Annotated in this window: 18 protein-coding genes; 7 read left to right on the top strand and 11 right to left on the bottom strand. The window is 60.3% G+C overall.

The features are described 5' to 3' along the window. Window positions 1-146: 146 nt before the first annotated feature. Complete coding sequence (locus VWY60_RS19605) at window positions 147-1,586, top strand: aldehyde dehydrogenase family protein (protein WP_416541510.1); 1,440 nt, start codon at window positions 147-149, stop codon at window positions 1,584-1,586. Between the two features lie 123 nt (window positions 1,587-1,709). On the opposite strand, the gene VWY60_RS19600 is transcribed toward VWY60_RS19605, so the two are convergent. Beyond that, window positions 1,710-2,168, bottom strand: a complete 459-nt coding sequence (locus VWY60_RS19600) for a glyoxalase superfamily protein (RefSeq protein ID WP_416534485.1) — start codon at window positions 2,166-2,168, stop codon at window positions 1,710-1,712. Window positions 2,169-2,527: 359 nt separating this feature from the next. Between VWY60_RS19600 and VWY60_RS19595 the strand changes: the two genes are divergently transcribed. Together VWY60_RS19595 and VWY60_RS19590 are read left to right on the top strand one after the other, a co-directional pair. Continuing rightward, on the top strand, window positions 2,528-3,031 hold the full coding sequence (locus VWY60_RS19595; protein WP_416541509.1) for a VOC family protein: 504 nt from the start codon (window positions 2,528-2,530) through the stop codon (window positions 3,029-3,031). A gap of 71 nt (window positions 3,032-3,102) precedes the next feature. Further along, entirely contained in the window at window positions 3,103-3,960 is an 858-nt protein-coding gene (locus VWY60_RS19590) for an alpha-1,2-fucosyltransferase (RefSeq protein WP_416541508.1), read from the top strand. Window positions 3,961-3,972: 12 nt separating this feature from the next. Here the strand turns inward: VWY60_RS19590 and VWY60_RS19585 are convergent, their stop codons facing one another. Further along, a complete protein-coding gene (locus tag VWY60_RS19585) occupies window positions 3,973-4,626 on the bottom strand; it encodes an RluA family pseudouridine synthase (RefSeq protein ID WP_416541507.1) in 654 nt (217 codons plus the stop codon). 132 nt (window positions 4,627-4,758) lie between these two features. Between VWY60_RS19585 and VWY60_RS19580 the strand changes: the two genes are divergently transcribed. Beyond that, window positions 4,759-5,172 carry a nuclear transport factor 2 family protein gene (locus VWY60_RS19580; RefSeq protein WP_416541506.1) on the top strand — a complete coding sequence of 138 codons (414 nt, stop codon included), beginning with the start codon at window positions 4,759-4,761 and terminating at the stop codon, window positions 5,170-5,172. 44 nt (window positions 5,173-5,216) lie between these two features. Beyond that, a complete protein-coding gene (locus VWY60_RS19575; protein ID WP_416537655.1) occupies window positions 5,217-5,936 on the top strand; it encodes an SGNH/GDSL hydrolase family protein in 720 nt (239 codons plus the stop codon). Here the strand turns inward: VWY60_RS19575 and rarD are convergent. From rarD to VWY60_RS19530, 9 genes are all read right to left on the bottom strand, one after another. After that, window positions 5,897-6,790, bottom strand: a complete 894-nt coding sequence (gene rarD / locus VWY60_RS19570) for an EamA family transporter RarD (protein WP_340546911.1) — start codon at window positions 6,788-6,790, stop codon at window positions 5,897-5,899. The two genes, VWY60_RS19575 and rarD, sit on opposite strands and share 40 nt — an antisense overlap. A 179-nt stretch (window positions 6,791-6,969) precedes the next feature. After that, window positions 6,970-9,420: a GcvT family protein gene (locus VWY60_RS19565; protein WP_416541505.1), complete on the bottom strand. Its 2,451-nt coding sequence runs from the start codon at window positions 9,418-9,420 to the stop codon at window positions 6,970-6,972. A gap of 95 nt (window positions 9,421-9,515) precedes the next feature. Next, on the bottom strand, window positions 9,516-10,544 hold the full coding sequence (locus VWY60_RS19560) for a GlxA family transcriptional regulator (protein WP_416541504.1): 1,029 nt from the start codon (window positions 10,542-10,544) through the stop codon (window positions 9,516-9,518). Continuing rightward, window positions 10,525-12,972, bottom strand: coding sequence for a GcvT family protein (locus VWY60_RS19555; protein WP_416541503.1), 2,448 nt, complete (start codon window positions 12,970-12,972; stop codon window positions 10,525-10,527). Before VWY60_RS19555 ends, VWY60_RS19560 begins: the two co-directional genes overlap by 20 nt. Before the next feature lie 15 nt (window positions 12,973-12,987). After that, complete coding sequence (locus tag VWY60_RS19550) at window positions 12,988-13,359, bottom strand: GFA family protein (RefSeq protein WP_416541502.1); 372 nt, start codon at window positions 13,357-13,359, stop codon at window positions 12,988-12,990. Continuing rightward, a complete protein-coding gene (locus VWY60_RS19545; protein ID WP_416541501.1) occupies window positions 13,356-13,985 on the bottom strand; it encodes a LysE family translocator in 630 nt (209 codons plus the stop codon). The genes VWY60_RS19550 and VWY60_RS19545 overlap by 4 nt, the downstream gene beginning before the upstream one ends. Continuing rightward, complete coding sequence (locus VWY60_RS19540) at window positions 13,985-14,554, bottom strand: helix-turn-helix domain-containing protein (protein ID WP_340546917.1); 570 nt, start codon at window positions 14,552-14,554, stop codon at window positions 13,985-13,987. Before VWY60_RS19540 ends, VWY60_RS19545 begins: the two co-directional genes overlap by 1 nt. 189 nt (window positions 14,555-14,743) lie before the next feature. Further along, entirely contained in the window at window positions 14,744-15,202 is a 459-nt protein-coding gene (locus tag VWY60_RS19535; protein ID WP_416541500.1) for a GAF domain-containing protein, read from the bottom strand. Window positions 15,203-15,297: 95 nt separating this feature from the next. Continuing rightward, entirely contained in the window at window positions 15,298-16,470 is a 1,173-nt protein-coding gene (locus tag VWY60_RS19530) for a thiolase family protein (RefSeq protein ID WP_416534473.1), read from the bottom strand. 93 nt (window positions 16,471-16,563) lie between these two features. On the opposite strand from VWY60_RS19530, the gene VWY60_RS19525 reads away from it, so the two are divergent. Both VWY60_RS19525 and VWY60_RS19520 read left to right on the top strand, forming a co-directional pair. Beyond that, complete coding sequence (locus VWY60_RS19525; RefSeq protein WP_340546920.1) at window positions 16,564-16,908, top strand: STAS domain-containing protein; 345 nt, start codon at window positions 16,564-16,566, stop codon at window positions 16,906-16,908. A gap of 35 nt (window positions 16,909-16,943) precedes the next feature. Next, on the top strand, window positions 16,944-17,390 hold the full coding sequence (locus tag VWY60_RS19520) for an ATP-binding protein (protein WP_340546921.1): 447 nt from the start codon (window positions 16,944-16,946) through the stop codon (window positions 17,388-17,390). Window positions 17,391-17,585 lie beyond the last annotated feature (195 nt).

The raw sequence follows: 17,585 nt of genomic DNA, 5'->3' as shown, positions 1-17,585 counted from the left end.
TAGGGTCAAAGTGGCGAAAATTATTCCGCTGCAAAATTTGATCAAATTATGAATTCCCCCCCTTGCTCATCCGAAACGCCAGTGACAGAGTGTCCGCCAATCGCGGGCACCGCCCCGTCACACCCTGACAATCGGGAGATCGACAGATGATCGAGAAACGTGATTTTTACATCAACGGCCAATGGGTCGCCCCGGCTGCCCCGAATGATTTCGAAGTGATCGACCCATCGACCGAAGCGCCTTGCGCGGTCATCTCGCTTGGCAGTGCGGCGGATACAGATGCTGCCGTCGCGGCTGCAAAGGCGGCGCTGCCGGGCTGGATGGCCACTCCGGTAGAAGAGCGCATCGCGCTGGTCGAAAAGCTGATCGAGATCTATGAGAGCCGCACTGAAGATCTGGCGCAGGCAATGAGCATCGAAATGGGGGCGCCAATTGATATGGCCCGCACCCAGCAGGCAGGCGCTGGCAGCTGGCATCTGCGCAATTTCATCAAGGCGGCCAAGGCGTTCTCCTTCGAAGCGCCGCTGGGCGACCATGCCCCGACTGATCGTATCATCCACGAGGCGGTTGGTGTCGCTGCGCTGATCACGCCGTGGAACTGGCCGATGAATCAGGTCACGCTGAAAGTTGGCGCGGCGGCCATTGCCGGGTGCACCATGGTTCTGAAACCCTCAGAGCAGAGCCCGCTCAATGCAATGATCTTTGCCGAAATGATGGATGCGGCCGGTTTCCCTGCGGGCGTATTCAATCTGGTCAATGGCGACGGCGCCGGTGTCGGCACTCAGCTGTCCAGCCACCCGGACGTGGATATGGTGTCCTTTACCGGGTCGACCCGCGCAGGCACGGCGATTTCCAAGGCCGCAGCCGACACGCTGAAAAAAGTTCATCTGGAGCTGGGTGGCAAAGGCGCCAACGTCATCTTTGAAGATGCCGATGACAAGGCCGTCAAGCGCGGTGTCCTGCATATGATGAACAACACCGGCCAGAGCTGTAACGCCCCAAGCCGGATGCTGGTTCAGAAAAGCATCTATGACAAAGCTGTCGAAGAAGCTGCTGCTGTTGCCAGCAAGGTGGAGGTTGGCCCCGCCTCCAGCGAAGGCCGCCACATCGGGCCGGTTGTGAACGAACTGCAATGGACTAAGATCCAGGATCTGATCCAGAAAGGCATCGACGAAGGCGCCCGCCTTGTCGCAGGTGGAACCGGCCGTCCTGATGGGCTGAACCAGGGTTTTTATGTCAAGCCCACCGTCTTTGCCGATGTGAACAACCAGATGACCATCGCCCGCGAAGAGATCTTTGGCCCGGTGCTGTCGATTATCCCCTTCGAGACCGAAGAAGAAGCGATCGAAATCGCCAACGATACCCCCTACGGGCTGACCAACTATGTGCAGACACAGGATGCGGCCCGTGCCAATCGCATGGCTCGCAAACTGCGCGCCGGCATGATCGAGATGAACGGCAAATCCCGCTCCGCCGGATCTCCCTTTGGCGGGATGAAGCAATCTGGCAACGGCCGCGAAGGCGGCAGCTGGGGCATCGAGGACTTCCTGGAAGTCAAAGCCGTCGGCGGCTGGGCTGCAGAATAGGCCTATTTTTCTGGGTCCAGAACAACAGGAGCCGCCCCCAGAGGGCGGCTCCTTGCTTTCCTGCATCAGGGCTTTGCTGGGACCAGGGCTTTGCTGGCGCCTCATGCTGGTGCAAAACAGGCTCTAATTGGGCAGTTCAAGCACCAGTTGGGGCAGGCCGTCGGAGGTACACTCAGCTGAGCGGCCATCCCAGCCGATGGTTCCGGTGATCCGCTGGCGCAGCGCTGAGAAACTGTCGAATTTCACAACATCGACCGGTTGTTCCAGATGCAGGGTAACGCGTCGTCGGGCGCCGCCAGCAAACACTTGCAACCCCCGCAGCTCGGCTGTGAAGGCCTGGCCAAGGTAGCTGCCCCTCAGGATCTGCCCGATCTGCAACGCCTGCTGCGCAACATCCGGGCGTGGCCTGTCAGCCTTGGCGCTGATCGTGTTCCAATCCTTGTAGCCATATTGCCGGGCCACCATCTCAAGCGCGGCGCTATGCGAGAGTGTGTGGTTACGTGCCTGCAACTGAGCGCGCAGATTGCGGGCCTGCTGCTTGAGGCTCCCAATGGGCGGGAGATCTGTCTGGCTATTTGTCATTCTTGCCTCTTGTCCAATCAACAAGATGCGCCGGATAAATGGGGCCCGCATTGCCATTGGCGCATCACATGGATGGGCGAAAGACAGGAGTTTCAGCGCGGGGGTTCACCATGGTCTTCTCAACCGCGAGCGGCAGGGCCCCGACCCTTACGTCAGCCTTAGGCCGTTCAATCGGCCGAGGTCAAGACCCAAGCCAGCCTGCACAACAGGTGCTGACCTGATTGTCACGCCCCGGCCCCATCAGCAGATGACATCAGATATCCGTCTGGCGAAGCCACGCGGCTGTGATTTTTCGCTTGATCTAAACCTGACTTGAGATTGCAGGCTGTCGCTACCTGACCATTCAGCGGAGCCTTAAGATGATCCATGTACAGGATAACGCTACCGGCAAAACACATATCGAAACGGAACTGACCGGAATCTATGAGACGCATCTGACGGTTAAAGACCTAGACCGTGCGATGACATTCTACGGAGGGACCATGGGTTTGCAGCTGGCCCACCATCTGCCGGAACGACAGGTCGCATTCTACTGGGTGGGCGGTCAGTCTCAGGGAATGCTGGGGCTCTGGGCCGGTGGATCCGCACCGATGGGACTGCGGCTGCACATGGCGTTTCGCAGTACCGTAGCGGCGATGGATGGCATCTGTGACCGGTTGACGGATGCGGGAATCATACCGCTCGATTTTAACGGCAGCCCAACCGATGAGCCGGTGGTGCTGGGCTGGATGCCGGCGCTCTCGATCTACTTCAAGGATCCTGACGGGCATTCAATCGAGATCCTCGCACCAATGCCGGTTCAGCCGGATCCCGATTTCGGCATCGCAGCCCTTGGTGACTGGCAGGCGCGATACGACGGATGAGCGAGGGCGGGACTGGTCACGACACTGCTTCACGCATATGAACGCCCCTGTAGCTCTTCGAGGGACCGACGATGATTATCACCCGCCTGCACGGCCGACTGGGCAACCAGATGTTCCAATATGCCGCCGGGCGCGCGCTGGCGGATCGGCTTGGGGTCTCGCTGGCGCTGGACAGCCGTGGCGCGGAGCTTCGCGGCGAAGGTGTCCTGACACGTGTCTTCGACCTTGATTTGGCGGCGCCGGACAAATTGCCTCCGCTGCGCCAGACCGAACCACTGCGCTATGCGGTATGGCGCAGCCTCGGGCAGGGGCTGGGTGCAGGACCGAAACTCCGGCGAGAAGCTGGCCTTGGCTACAATGCAGATTTCGAACACTGGGGCGACGACAGCTATCTGCACGGCTATTGGCAGAGCGAACGCTATTTCAATGGGTGCGCCGAACGGATCAGGCGGGACTTCACCTTCCCTGACTTCTCAAATCAGCAGAACGCCGAGATGGCGGCCAGGATCAGTGAGAGCAACGCGATCTCGCTGCATGTTCGGCGGGGCGATTATCTGACGCTCGCGGCGCATGTGCTTTGCGATCAGTCTTATTACGAAGCCGCGCTGCAACAGGTGCTGGACGGGCTGGAGGGACAGCCAACGGTCTATGTATTTTCGGACGATCCGCAGTGGGCCAAGGACAACCTCCCCCTCCCCTGTGACAAGGTGGTGGTGGATTTCAATGGCGCGGAAACCGACTACGAGGACATGCGCCTGATGAGCCTGTGCAGGCATAACATCATCGGCAACAGCTCCTTCTCCTGGTGGGCCGCCTGGTTGAACCAGAACGCGAAGCGCCGGGTTGCGGGACCGGCAAAATGGTTCGGCGACCCCAAGCTGAACAACCCCGATATCCTGCCACCGGACTGGCTGCGGATCAGCGTCTAGCAACTGCTGCGATCAGAACGGTGCCTTGACGCGGAACTTCATCGATTCGCCGCTGTCGGGATGTTTGATACGCAGCTCTTCTGCGTGCAGCATCATGCGTGGATGATCCAGTGCAGCCCCCTGAGCGTAAAGCGGATCGCCCAGAATGGCGTGTCCGAGCGAGAGCATATGCACACGCAACTGATGCGAGCGACCTGTCTTTGGCGTCAGACGCACACGTGTCGCGGCCTCTTCATATTTTATCACCCGCCAATCGGTCACCGCCTCCTTGCCATTGTCATGGCAGACCATCTGGCGCGGGCGGTTTGGCCAATCGACGATCAGCGGCAAATCGACGGTCCCGCTGCGCGGCTCTAGCCTGCCACCGATGCGCGCGACATAGGCTTTCTTTGCGGTACGTTTTTCAAACTGCATCGAGAGATGGCGTTGGGCGTACGGAGTGACCGCAAACACCATTACGCCGGAGGTATCGCGATCCAGTCGATGGACCAGCAACGCCTCGGGAAACACTGCCTGCAAGCGAGTGAGCAGACAGTCCGCAAGGTGTTCTCCGCGCCCCGGTACGCTCAGCAGACCATGGGGCTTGTTCACCACCAATAGCTGCGCGTCATGATGCAGGATATCCAATGGATCCGTCGGCGGGGTATAATCGCTAGAAACAGTCATGCCCGCGTCCCTAGCGATCCGGCGCCCGCAGGGCAAGGTATCGCTACGTCGTGCTTGCCCGGGATCTGGCGGAGCGTCAGGGTGGCGGTAACCCCTGCCTCACCGCGGGCTCCCTGTTCTGAGAGGTGCAGCATGACACATCCGACCATCAACAGGCTGCAAGAGGTTGTTGCCAAAGGCGACGACCGCCAGATTGCAGATCTCCTGGCGGAGGATGTGCAGTTCCTACCCCCGACCTATTGGAAAATTTGGACCGGTCGCGCACCAGTGGCGGCGATTCTGGGTCATGTCGGTCAGGTATTCAGTGACTTTCGCTATCGTCGGATCATGGGGAACGGAAACGACTGGGCATTGGAGTTCCAGTGCAAGATCGGCGAGTTCGATGCCGTGGGCGTTGACCTGATCACGTTGAAATCGGACGGCCTGATCAGCCATTTCGAGGTGGTCATGCGCCCCTATAAAAGCGTCGGCGTGCTGCGCGCCGCAATCATGGAACGGGTCACCACCGACCCACGATTTCTGCAATATCAAAAGGCGCTCAGCTGATCGGCATCGATCATATCGCCCGCATTGTCCTGCTGCCGCTTCTGGTGGTGCAGGCAGTTAACGTCCGGCGCAGGGCGCTGAACCTGCCGGAACCCTCGGGGCCTCGGTTCGGCCAACAGGGACAGGGCACGCCGCTACGGCTGTTGATTGTCGGCGACAGCTCAGCTGCTGGTGTCGGTGTCGGTCGCCAGAACGATGCGCTCTCCGGTCAACTGACATCGCGCCTGACGCAAGGTCGGCATCTGACCTGGCGGCTGGAGGCCACAACCGGGCATCGCAGCGCAGATGCTCTGGCGCGGGTGCGTGCGCTGCCGCCGCAGACCTTTGACGTTGCGGTTCTGGCATTGGGGGTCAATGATGTGACCCGGCTTGCGCGGCGGCGACGGTTTCACATGGAACAGTGCGCGCTGATCAAGCTCCTGCGGGGCCGGTTTGGGGTCAGGCTCGTGGTCTTGTCAGGAGTGCCACCAATGGCAGATTTTCCAGCCCTTCCCCAACCGCTGGCTTGGGTCCTAGGTCGCCACGCGGCGCGGCTGGACCGGGTTCTATCCAACTTGGCCGCAGGAAATCACGATGTCATCCACCTGCCGTTCACGATGGCGCCCGACCCAGCGCTGGCAGCGCAGGACGGCTATCATCCGTCGGCAGCCGCCTATTCTCTTTGGGCTGAAACCTTGGCAGAGACCATCAACGCGGAACTGTCCTGCACATCCCGGCCCGCCCCTCAGGCCCGGCGCATCTGCCGCACCAATGAGACCGAGTAGATCACCAGCGCGAGCCAGATCATCGGAAAGGCGATCATGCGCGCGCGACCGAAATCTTCGCCAAAAATGAACACCGCTGCCAGAAATATCATCGTCGGAGCAATATATTGCAGGATACCGATGGTGGAGAGCCGCAGCAGTTTGGCGCCATTGGCGTAGGTGATCAGCGGCACCGCTGTGACCAAACCACAGCCCAGCAGCAACGCGGTGTCGCTGAACGCTCCCGCGAAATGCGCGTCACCGGAGGCCGTAAGATAGAGCAGATATCCCAGCGCCGGAGGGGTCAGGATCAGCACTTCCAGCATGAAACCCTGATTGGGGCCGACCGGCAGGGATTTCTTGAAGAACGCATAGAACCCCCAGCTGAGAGTAAGACCAATGGCAGCCCACGGCAGGCGCCCGGCGTCAACGGCAAGCACCAGCACCGCCAGTGCCGCCAGACCGATTGCGACCAGCTGTGCCGGCAACAATCTCTCTCCTAGCAAAAGTGCACCCAACATGACGCTGAACAGCGGGTTGATATAATATCCCAGCGCCGCATCAAGCGCATGCCCGGTTGCAATCGACCATACATAGATGCCCCAATTCACTGAGATCAGCGCCGCTGTCACCGCCCCCATCATCAAGACCTTGGGCGAGGTCAGCGCCGCGCGCAGATCACGGGTTCGACGCAGGATAATGAGTAGCACACCCGCCACGGGCACCGACCAGATTACCCGATGCGCGACAACTTCGGCGGCGGGCATATGTGCCAGCGCTTTCATATAGATCGGCAGAAATCCCCACATCAGATAGGCGGAAACTGCAAAGGCAAGGCCCTGCGGCGTGTCTTTGTTCTCAACTGATGAGGTCATCGTGGAATCTCCCTGAGCCGCGTTTATGACAGCTCAGCGCGCAATTGACAGAGCGGAAGCACAAAAAACACTGCTGTCGGCGATGGTAGACGGCCTTATCGGATCGGCGGAGAAAGAGTGCGCGAACTGCGCACATTTTCTCCCGCTGATCTCGCCCCCATAGGTTCCTTAGAGGTGACCTATGCCTTCACCCGCTCCGATTTCGGATCATACATCGGCTTCAGGGAAGCTTCGGCTTTCACTTTCACGCCGCAGACGTCGATCTCATAGACCGAACCCAGCACATCCGCTGCGCTTTCCCCCTCGCAGGGCACATAGCCCATGCCGATGGCGGCACCCAGCGTGTGGCCGTAGTTACCGGAGCTGAGATAGCCCACGTATTTGCCGTCGCGGATGATCGGCTCATTGTGGAACAAGAGCGGCTCGGGGTCGGTCAGCTTGAACTGAACCATGCGGTTCTTGGGGCCGCTCTCCTTGCGCTCCAGCACCGCGGCCTTGCCGATGAAGTCATCCTTGCCGGTAGCAACCGCAAAGCCGAGCCCTGCGTCGATCACATTGTCCTCGCAAGTGATGTCGTGGCCGAAGTGGCGGAAGCCCTTCTCGATCCGGCAGCTGTCCATCATGTGCATGCCGCAAAGCTTAAGCCCCATGTCGTGGCCCGCCTCCCAGAGGGTTTCGAACGCGTGGCCGGACATTTCCGCCGGGATGTAGATCTCCCAGCCCAGTTCGCCCACATAGGTCACCCGGTGGACACGGGCGAGGCCCAGGCCAAGTTCGATCTCTTGCGCGGTGCCAAAGGGGTTCACCTCATTGGAGAAATCATTGGGCGAGACTTTCTGCAGCAGTTCGCGGGCGTTCGGGCCCATCACGGCCAACACACCCTCGCCTGCGGTGACATCGGTGAGCACGACGTTGAAACCGCCCTTGTGGCGCATCATCCAGGTCTGATCCGCTAGACGGGTCACCGCCGGGGTCACCACCAGATAGACGGTCTCGCTCAGGCGGGTGACGGTCACATCCGCCTCAATCCGGCCGCGCGGGTTCAGGAACTGGGTGTAGACGATCTTGCCCGCAGGGACCGAAACATTGGCACCGCAGATGTAGTTCAGGAACTTCTCCGCATCCGGGCCTTCGACGCGGATCTTGCCGAAGGAAGACATGTCGTACATGCCGACATTTTCCCGCACGGCGCGGTGTTCTGCAGCGGAGTTTTCAAACCAGTTCTGACGCTTCCAGCTGTACTGGTATTCCCGCTCCTGGCCCGCGTTTGCGAACCAGTTGGCGCGCTCCCAGCCGCCTATTTCGCCGAAAACGGCGCCCTGTTCTTTCAGATGATAATGGAACGGGGTGCGGCGCACGCCGCGGGCCGTGGCCTTCTGGCGGTAGGGGAAATGGTCCGCATAGAGCAGGCCGAGGGTCTCTTTTGAACGCTCGAACAGGTAATGCTTGTTGCCCTGGAACGGGTGCATGCGGGAGATGTCCACATCGCCGAGGTCAAACGGCTTCTGGCCGTCTTCCATCCACTGCGCCAGCGCCATGCCTGCGCCGCCTGCGGACTGGATGCCGATCGAGTTGAAGCCTGCGGCGACCCAGAAGTTGTCCATCTCCGGCGCCAGGCCGAGGTGGTAGGCGTCGTCCGGGGTAAAGGATTCCGGGCCGTTGAAGAAGGTATGGATACCGGCCTCCGCCAGCAGCGGCATCCGGTTGCAGGCGGCCTCCAGGATCGGCTCGAAGTGGTCGAAATCCTCGGGCAGCTGGTCGAACTCGAAGTTGTCCGGAATGCCGTTCATCGCCCAAGGCTTGGCGTTCGGCTCAAACGCGCCCAAGAGGATCTTGCCGGCGTCCTCCTTGTAGTAGGCGCATTCATCTGGCACCCGCAGCACCGGCATCTGGGTCAGGTCGGCGATGCCCTCGGTCACAATGTAGAAGTGCTCGCAGGCATGCAGCGGAACGTTGACGCCTGCCATGCGGCCGACCTCATGGCCCCACATGCCGGCGCAGTTCACCACCATGTCGCATTCGATATGGCCCTGCGCCCCGCCATCGTCGCTGGCCCAGTCCACACCAGTAACGCGGCGGCCCTGTTTGGAGATGCCGGTGACCCTGATGCGCTCGTTGACCAGCGCGCCGCGCTGACGGGCGCCCTTGGCCAGGGCCAGCGCAATGTTGGCCGGATCCGCCTGCCCGTCAGTCGGCAGCCAGACGCCGCCGGTCACGCCGTCCAGATTGATGTGCTCGTAGCGCTCCTTCACCTCCTTGGGCGACAGCTCCTCCACCGGCACGCCAAACGCGCGCGCCATGGCGGCGTTGCGGTAAAGCTCTTCAAGCCGCTCATTGGTCAGGGCAGCGGACACCGACCCCACCTGACGCATACCCGTCGCGACTCCGGTTTCTGCTTCAAGCCCCAAATAGAGCTCGGCCGAATAGCGGGCGAGCTTGGTCATGTTGGAGGACGCGCGCAGCTGGCCGATCAGGCCCGCGGCATGCCATGTGGTGCCGGAGGTCAGCTGCTTACGCTCCAGCAGCACCACATCCTTCCAGCCGAGCTTGGTCAGGTGATAAGCTACCGAGCAGCCGATCACGCCGCCGCCGATAATGACAACACGGGCCTTGTTGGGAAGATCGCTCATCTTGTGTCTCCTGATCTCGTTTGATCAGACCCTGCCACAGACAGGCGACAGGAAATGTATGAAAAACGCCAATCTTGCCGCTGTATTCTCCGCCGCTAATGGGCGGGTTTCCGACGTCGCTCCATGGACTGGGAAGCGCGTCGTGACTTTCGCAAGGCAAATGGGGTAATGCCGAAAAAAGCCTTATACAGGGTCGAAAACCCGTTGGAGAATCCGCAGGCCAATCCGATTTCCCGCACGCTCATAGTGGTGTTGAGCAGCAGATTATTCGCCTTGTTCAGCCGCATTTCGCGGTAAAACCCGTTTGGAGTGGTGCCCAGAAAAGTATTGAACTTGCGCTCCAGCGATCGGGTCGAAATCCCCAGTTGATTCACGATCTCGTTGATCGGCAACGGGTCTTCGATGTGCTCCTGCATCACGCGAATGGCCTGATCGAGGTCAGCATCACCGGTAACCGTTGGCTTCACACCTGAGAAGGGTTGCAGCGATGCGTAATCGCGTATCTTGTCATGCAGCAGGATATTGGCAACCGTCACCTGGGCGGCGGCCGTTGTCAGCTGTCCAATCAGGGCCAGAACGATATCCACCGTCGACCCCATTCCGGCACAGGTCACAACCTGACCATCCTCGCTTGCAAGCGCGAAGTTGGCGTCAAACAATCCAATACGTTCGCGCATCAAAGTGGCGTTTTCCCAATGTGTCGTGTGGAGCGCCCCCTGCTTTCCGCTGTCGCGGATGTACCTGCTTGCCGCCTCAGCCAGCAGATAGACTTTGGCTCCGCGCGCGCGATATTTGCTGATCAGCGGCCCCATCGACAGCGCAGGGCAATCGGGATCCGTGTTGCCAAGAACAAAAACACAATCCGCCTCGGCGCGGCTTGCAAAAGGCTCCGTCTCGACAAAGGCACCCGCCCGGCAGCCGATCTGACCACCCGCTGCGGAGCGAAGGGTCCAGGAGAACGGTGGCTGCGCCAACACCCGATTGGCCAGGCGCAACGGCTCCACCACGGCGGAAAATTCCGTCAGGACGAAACCTTCGCTCAGCAGGATATCAACCTGCCACCGACGTCCCCCAGGGGCGGGGCCCCCGGAGGTCGCGCGAGGGTCAGGCCCGGAGCCGGTCATTGCCCGGATCCCACAGTGGTTCGTCTTTTTGAACCACCGCACGGTATTTCTCACCGTAGATTTCGATCTCCAGTTCGGTTCCGGGCACCGCCAACTCAGGTCGCACCATGCCCAGCGCGATAGAGGCATTCACACGGTAGCCCCAGTCGCCGGAAGTGGTTTCGCCCACGATTTCCCCGTCCTTCCAGATGCAGGACATGTAGGGCGCATCCGCCTCACCGGCGTCGACAATCAGGGTGACAAAGGATTTCTTCACCCCCCGCTGCTTTTCGGCCTGGATCGCGGCCTTACCCGGGAAATCCTGCGGTTTGTCCAGCTTGACGAAGCGCTCCAGCCCGCCTTCAAGCAGCGAATAGTCGGTGGACAGGTCACCCTTCCAGGTGCGGTAGCCCTTTTCGATGCGCAGGGCGTTCAGCGCGTACATGCCAAACGGCTTGGCGCCGCCCGCCAGCAGGGCCTCGTAAATCTCCGGCTGATGCCTGTTGGCGCAGTGCACCTCCCAGCCCAGCTCGCCGGCAAAGGACACCCGCGCCAAAAAGGCGGGCTTGCCCGCGACGGCGGCTTCCTGATGGGTCAGCCAGCCCAGCGACAGATCGGCATCCGAGATGCCCGCCAGCAGCTCCCGCGATTTCGGTCCGGTGACGATCATGGTCGCAAATTCGGTGGTGCGGTCGGTCAGGGTCAGACCCTCAGGCAGCGCCTTCTTCAGGATCTCGAAGTCGTGCCACTGGGCCGAGCCTGCGGTGATCATAGTGAAATGGTCTTCACCGTGACGGATGCAGGACATCTCGGTCAGGATACGGCCGCGGTTATCTGCGAAGTAGACTAGGTTCATCCGGCCCGCCTTGGGCAGACCCCCGGTGATCATCCCGCGCAGAAACTCGGCTGCGCCCTCACCGTCCAGGTTGAAACGGGAGAACCCCGGCAGGTCCAGAACGCCAACACCGTCGCGGACCGCTTCGCATTCTTCCTTGATCCGCTGCTGCCACGGGCCGGAGCGGCCCCAGGTATGGGTGGCCTCCTCGGAGGTGTCGTCACCATCCTTTGCAAACCAGTTGGCGCGCTCCCAGCCGTTGTAGGCGCCCATCTGGCCACCGAGCTCCTTGATGCGGCAATGCACCTGGCTGACTTTCTTGTCGCGCGCTGCCGGCCATTCGTGGTGCGGAAAGTGCATGGCGTATTCGTTGCCGTAGACTTCCATGCCTTTCTTGTTGCAGTAATCCTGGTCGGTGTAGTCGGTGTAACGGCGCGGATCGCAGGACCACATGTCCCACTCGGTCTGGCCGTCGGCGATCCACTCCGCCAGCACCTTGCCGGCACCGCCGCCCTGGGCGATGCCAAAGGTAAAGACGCAAGCCTCCAACGCGTTGTCCACGCCCGGCATCGGGCCGAGCAGCGGCAGACCGTCGGGGGCATAGGGGATCGGGCCGTTGATCACGCTGGAGACACCGGAGGACGCCATCAGCGGCACCCGCTCCATCGCGTCGGTCACGATATCCTCGATCCGGTCCAGATCGTCCGACCACAGCTGGAACGAAAAATCGTCCGGCATCCGGTCGTCCTCAGACATCCAATGGCCTTTGCAATTCGGCTCGTAGGGGCCAAGGTTGTAACCGTTCTTCTCCTGACGCAGGTAGTAGGACACATCCACATCGCGGATCAGTGGCAGCTTCTTGCCGGTCTTCTTGGTATGCTCTTCAATCTCAGGAATTTGCTCGGTCAGCAGATACTGGTGGCTCATCACCATCATCGGCACGGTGCGGCCGCCATAGGGCTTGAACCACTCTCCGACACGCTGGGCATAATAGCCGGCGGCGTTCACCACACATTCACAGGCGATATCGCCCTTATCGGTATGCACGATCCAGGTCTTGTCTTCCTTCTGGCTGACGCCGGTTGCCGGGCAGAAACGGATGATCCTCGCGCCCATGTCACGGGCGCCCTTGGCCAACGCCTGCGTCACCTGCGCCGGGTCGATGTCGCCGTCTGACGGATCCCACAGCACACCTTTCAGGTCGTGGGTCTCCAGGAACGGATAACGCTCCTTGGCCTGCTCAGGCGTCCATATCTCCATCCCGATGCCCTGATAGCGGCCCATGGAGCAGGCGCGTTCAAACTCCTGCATTCGCTCCTTGGTATGGGCAAGACGGATCGAGCCGGTCTGGTGATAGTTCATCGGATAGTCGACCTCTTCACCGAGGCGGGCATACAGCTCGGTCGAGTAGCGCTGCATGTTCATGATCGCCCAGGAGGTCGAGAATGTCGGAACATTGCCCGCCGCATGCCATGTCGAACCGGCTGTCAGTTCGTTCTTTTCCAGGAGGACGCAATCCGTCCATCCCTTCTTCCCAAGATGATACAGTGCCGAACAGCCGACGACGCCACCGCCGATGATGACCACACGGGCCTTGTTTGGAAAATCGGACATGATTGCTCCCTGATGTCAGTCCTCTTGCGGCACGCCGTCCGCGATGTCGTAGTAGTCGCCCTTGTCCGCAATAAAGATATGCTTCTCCAGGGAGACACCGGTAGGTGACTCGACCGAGCCAAGCGAAAAACAGATCGCGTCCCCATCTTCAGCTTTCCAGAACAGAAACGAGCCGCAACGGGCGCAGAACCCCCGTTTCGCCACCGGACTGGCCGCGTACCAGCTCACCTCGCCGGAGATCATCAGCTCTGCCTCCGGCACGCGAGCCGACGACCATATACCGCCGGATTGACGACGGCATTGGCCGCAGTGACACATCGAGGCGCCCTGCGGTTGGGCAAATGTCTCATAATGAATACCCCCGCAAAGACAGGACCCCTTGATCATCTTGCAACCTCCAGGTTGGGAGCGCTGCTCGCGCCGAGCAGAACGCCGTAAACAATGAAACAAATTGCCAGCAGGCGACGGATCCAGACGCTGAAGACGGCTTTCATCGCAGCTTTTCCCAGGCCGGCACCCAGCAGGGTAAAACCGGTGTAACTCAGAGTGGTCAGGCCCAAGGCAGTGGGCACGATCACCAGCATCTGGTCCCAGACCGGCACGTCCGGCTGGATGAACTGCGAGAACGCAGCGAGATAACCCGCCACGCTCTTCGGATTGATCACGGCCACCGCCAAGGCGTGCAGGTAGATGTGACGGGCGGGCCGGACAGTGGCCGGAACCGGGCGTGTCGCGTTGCGCCAACCACGCCAACCCAGATAAATCAGAAACCCGGCGCCAATCAGCTTGGCCACCAGAAATCCGGTGGGCGAGGCTGCGATCAGAGTCGTCACCCCCAGGGCCGACAGCAATAGGAACAACGTCGCTTGCGTCAGGATCGCCAGAACACCGACCATTGCACGCCCAAACCCCAAGGCCATTCCGTTGGAGATACAATTCACCGCATTCGGCCCGGGTGTGGTCACGAAGACAGCCCAGAACAACGCAAATATGATCCAGGCATCAATACTCATCAGTACACCGGCGGAGCAATAACCCAGACCGCGACGGCCGGTGTGTCATAGGGGTTGGCCCATTGGTACGGCTCTTCCTTGATCCGGAAACTGTCGCCGGGCCCCACGGTGAAACTGCGCCCCCCGATCAGCAGGTCCAACCGGCCTGAAATCATGTAGCCAACCTCCTGCGTCGGGCGGTCGGCGGGGGTCTGCATCCGCGAATGCGGACGAAAGGTGGAGTGCACCATCTCGAAGTCATCGGTCAGATCGGGCGACAGCAGTTCTTCGATCAGACCTTCGTCGCCCGACCCCATCGGACGGCGCGCGCCTGCGCGGACAATGTACCCCTGTTCTGAAACCGGCGCCGCCGAATGGGCAAACAACATCGACATCGGCACATCCAACGAGCTGGCAATCGCTCTAAGATCAGAAATCGACGGTTCCGACATATCCCGCTCGACCTGGCTCAACCAGCCAACAGACCGACCAAGACGCCCCGCAAGATCGGCAAGCGTCACGCCACGCGCCTTACGCAAGGCGCGCAGATCCGCACCGAGTGTTGCGTGATATGGTGATTGATCTGTCACAGGGGCTCCATGAAAAAGCGGGTCATTTTTTCACGATGCACTGGCTTTGTGAAATTTCAAAGCCTTTTTTCATGAACGGCCCCGACAAACAAAAACCGGGGCCATAAAGGCGCCCGGCTTCGTCATCTTTCCATAAATACTCTGGGGTGAGGCCGTCAGGCCGAGGGGCAACGCCCCTTGATCACCGAATCAACCGGCGCGGCTGAAGACCTGCTTCAATATGAGCGTCAGCTGCTCTGCGTCTTCTTGCGTGAAGGCATCCGGCTGATCGCTGTCGATATCAAACACGCCGATCAGCGCTCCGTCGTGGTTCCAGACCGGCAGCACCAGCTCGGACCGTGTCGATGACGCACAGGCGATATGGCCCGGAAAGGCGTCAACATCAGCGACCAGCTGCACCTCACCGCTGCGCGCCGCTGCTCCGCAGACGCCGCGTGAAAACGGGATCTGCAAACATCCATGACCACCCTGATAGGGGCCAATCTTCAGCAATTGCGGCGCCACTACCCGATAAAACCCAGTCCAGTTGAACCGATCATCGCTGTGGTGGACCTCACAGGTCACGGTTGCCATCAGCGCAACTTCGTCAGTCTCGCCCTCAGTCAGTGCAGCGATAGTCTTGGCAAGTGTTTCGTACTCGACCTGCAAGAGCAGCCCTCCTCAAGTGTAGCAGAGGGGGCTGTCTGCCCCCTCTTGACCTTCAGGTCAATTCACCCCCGAGAGTATTTTGGTAAAGGTGACATTCACACCCGCTCGATCGCGATTGCCGTTCCCTCGCCGCCGCCGATACAGATGGCAGCGATCCCCCGTTTGAGCCCGCGTTTTTCCAGCGCGTTGAGCAAGGTCACAATAATCCGCGCACCGGAGGCCCCAATCGGATGCCCCAACGCGCAGGCACCGCCGTTCACGTTTACCTTGTCGCGCGGCAGCCCCATTTCACGCATGAAGGCCATGGGTACAACTGCGAAGGCTTCATTCACCTCCCACAGGTCGACATCATCGGTGGTCCAGCCGATCTTCTCCATCAGCTTCTTCGCTGCTGGGACTGGAGCAGTTGTGAACAGACCCGGCGCCTGTGCGTGGCTTGCATGCCCCATGATCCGGGCGCGTATGGTCAAGCCTTGCGCCTCGGCAGCCTCCTGCGAGGCCAGAACCAAGGCCGCCGCGCCATCGGAGATCGAGGAGGCATTTGCTGCCGTTACGGTGCCATCCTTGCGGAAGGCCGGTTTGAGCGTCGGGATCTTGTCGGGGCGCGCCGATTTCGGCTGCTCATCGGCATCCGTCACGACCTCGCCTTTTCGAGTTTTTACGGTGACAGCTGCGATTTCACCGTCAAACGCACCGCTTTCCTGTGCGGCCAGCGCATTGGATAGCGATGTCAGCGCGTATTCGTCCTGCGCTTCACGGGTGAATTGATAGGTCTCAGCGCAATCCTCGGCAAAGCTCCCCATCAGGCGGCCCTTGTCATAGGCGTCCTCGAGGCCGTCGAGAAACATATGATCAACCACCTGCCCGTGCCCGATCCGCGCGCCATTGCGCATCTTCGGCAGAAGATAAGGCGCATTGGTCATGCTCTCCATACCGCCCGCAACCATGGTATCGGTCTGCCCAAGCGCGATCTGATCATAAGCAATCATCGCGGCCTTCATCCCGGAGCCACACATCTTGTTCAGCGTCGTTGCAGGCACCTCTTCTCCGAGGCCAGCCGCAAACCCGGCCTGTCGCGCGGGCGCCTGGCCCTGGCCCGCCGGAAGGACGCAGCCCATCAGGACCTCATCCACAGTGCTGGCGCCTGCCCCCTCAAGAGCTGCGCGGATTGCAGCGCCGCCGAGGTCGGCGGCCGCGACGCCGTCGTACATGCCTTGAAAACCTCCCATCGGGGTTCGGGCCGCGCCTGCGATCACTACATTTTTCATCTAATATTCCTCCTAATCTCGAAATAGTGCATACAAAATCGTAAGGATTGACGTCTAGTTTGATCGTCAACACATATTGACGCGGGGACACTCATGAGCCTGACGAGCACAACAGCAGATGGTACACAGATCGTGACCGTCAATGCCGAACGCATTGATGCAGCGATGGCCATCCAATTCAAAGAAGACATGCGCGCGACCACCGAAAATGGCCCTGATCGCGTCATTCTTGATCTGTCCGAAGTAAAATTCATCGATTCCAGCGGTCTTGGTGCTATTGTAGCTGCTATGAAGCAGCTCGGACAGGGCCGAAAACTGGACCTCGCCGGGCTGACGCCGATGGTCGACAAGGTGTTTCGACTGACGCGAATGGATACTGTTTTTGATTTGTATGCGTCACTGAGCGACGCAACGACTGCCACCCGCATCGATTCTTGACCCCACGCGTGTTTGTAACGCGGAGCGAAAAGACTATGGTAGAAACCTTTTCCTGCACGTTCACGGCAACGGAACTGGATGCCAGATCCGGTGTACAGGATGTTGTGGCGCGGCTGCGCAAAATGGGCATCCCGGAAGCCCGGGCGGATGAGGTGCAGATCGCCTTGACTGAGGCGGTGAACAACGTTGTCGAACATGCCTATGCCGGCATGGACATCGGGGATGTCCGCATACGGTGCAATCTGCACCCTGACCAGCTGTGGATCTCGATTGGCGATGGCGGCGCTCCGTTCAAGGATGGCGAATTGCCGATCGCGACCGCGCATGACTTGACTGTTGAGACCGACCAGCTGCCAGAAGGCGGCTTTGGCTGGCTGCTGATCCGCGAACTCACCTCAGATGTGCAATACAAGCGGGATGACAGCGGCAACAACCTTTCCCTGTGTTTCGAAATTCAGATGCGCAACGCCAATAGCGCGTGACGTCTAGCGCCCGAGTTCCGGCATCCAGCGCCACCATGCGGACGGCACATTGGCCACCCGGCGGCGAACACCAGACCTCCTCTCTCCTCTTTATCGCTCGGTTCATCGGGCTACAGGCGGCGCCAGTGCAGATGATCTGCGCCGGAACGGCGCCATTCCGCATTGCGCCGTAGCGACAGCGGCGACTCATTCATC

Source organism: Phaeobacter sp. JH20_26 (assembly GCF_048056275.1).
Lineage (GTDB): Bacteria > Pseudomonadota > Alphaproteobacteria > Rhodobacterales > Rhodobacteraceae > Phaeobacter > Phaeobacter bryozoorum.
Note: the sequence above shows the minus strand (reverse complement) of the source record. Positions and strands in the feature narration are given on the sequence as shown.

Excerpts from the sequence above, each read along its gene's own strand:
- VWY60_RS19605 (WP_416541510.1), top strand. The coding sequence starts at position 147 with ATGATCGAGAAACGTGATTTTTACATCAACGGCCAATGGGTCGCCCCG.
- VWY60_RS19600 (WP_416534485.1), bottom strand. The coding sequence starts at position 2,168 with ATGACAAATAGCCAGACAGATCTCCCGCCCATTGGGAGCCTCAAGCAG.
- VWY60_RS19595 (WP_416541509.1), top strand. The coding sequence starts at position 2,528 with ATGATCCATGTACAGGATAACGCTACCGGCAAAACACATATCGAAACG.
- VWY60_RS19590 (WP_416541508.1), top strand. The coding sequence starts at position 3,103 with ATGATTATCACCCGCCTGCACGGCCGACTGGGCAACCAGATGTTCCAA.
- VWY60_RS19585 (WP_416541507.1), bottom strand. The coding sequence starts at position 4,626 with ATGACTGTTTCTAGCGATTATACCCCGCCGACGGATCCATTGGATATC.
- VWY60_RS19580 (WP_416541506.1), top strand. The coding sequence starts at position 4,759 with ATGACACATCCGACCATCAACAGGCTGCAAGAGGTTGTTGCCAAAGGC.
- rarD (WP_340546911.1), bottom strand. The coding sequence starts at position 6,790 with ATGACCTCATCAGTTGAGAACAAAGACACGCCGCAGGGCCTTGCCTTT.
- VWY60_RS19565 (WP_416541505.1), bottom strand. The coding sequence starts at position 9,420 with ATGAGCGATCTTCCCAACAAGGCCCGTGTTGTCATTATCGGCGGCGGC.
- VWY60_RS19560 (WP_416541504.1), bottom strand. The coding sequence starts at position 10,544 with ATGACCGGCTCCGGGCCTGACCCTCGCGCGACCTCCGGGGGCCCCGCC.
- VWY60_RS19555 (WP_416541503.1), bottom strand. The coding sequence starts at position 12,972 with ATGTCCGATTTTCCAAACAAGGCCCGTGTGGTCATCATCGGCGGTGGC.
- VWY60_RS19550 (WP_416541502.1), bottom strand. The coding sequence starts at position 13,359 with ATGATCAAGGGGTCCTGTCTTTGCGGGGGTATTCATTATGAGACATTT.
- VWY60_RS19545 (WP_416541501.1), bottom strand. The coding sequence starts at position 13,985 with ATGAGTATTGATGCCTGGATCATATTTGCGTTGTTCTGGGCTGTCTTC.
- VWY60_RS19530 (WP_416534473.1), bottom strand. The coding sequence starts at position 16,470 with ATGAAAAATGTAGTGATCGCAGGCGCGGCCCGAACCCCGATGGGAGGT.
- VWY60_RS19525 (WP_340546920.1), top strand. The coding sequence starts at position 16,564 with ATGAGCCTGACGAGCACAACAGCAGATGGTACACAGATCGTGACCGTC.
- VWY60_RS19520 (WP_340546921.1), top strand. The coding sequence starts at position 16,944 with ATGGTAGAAACCTTTTCCTGCACGTTCACGGCAACGGAACTGGATGCC.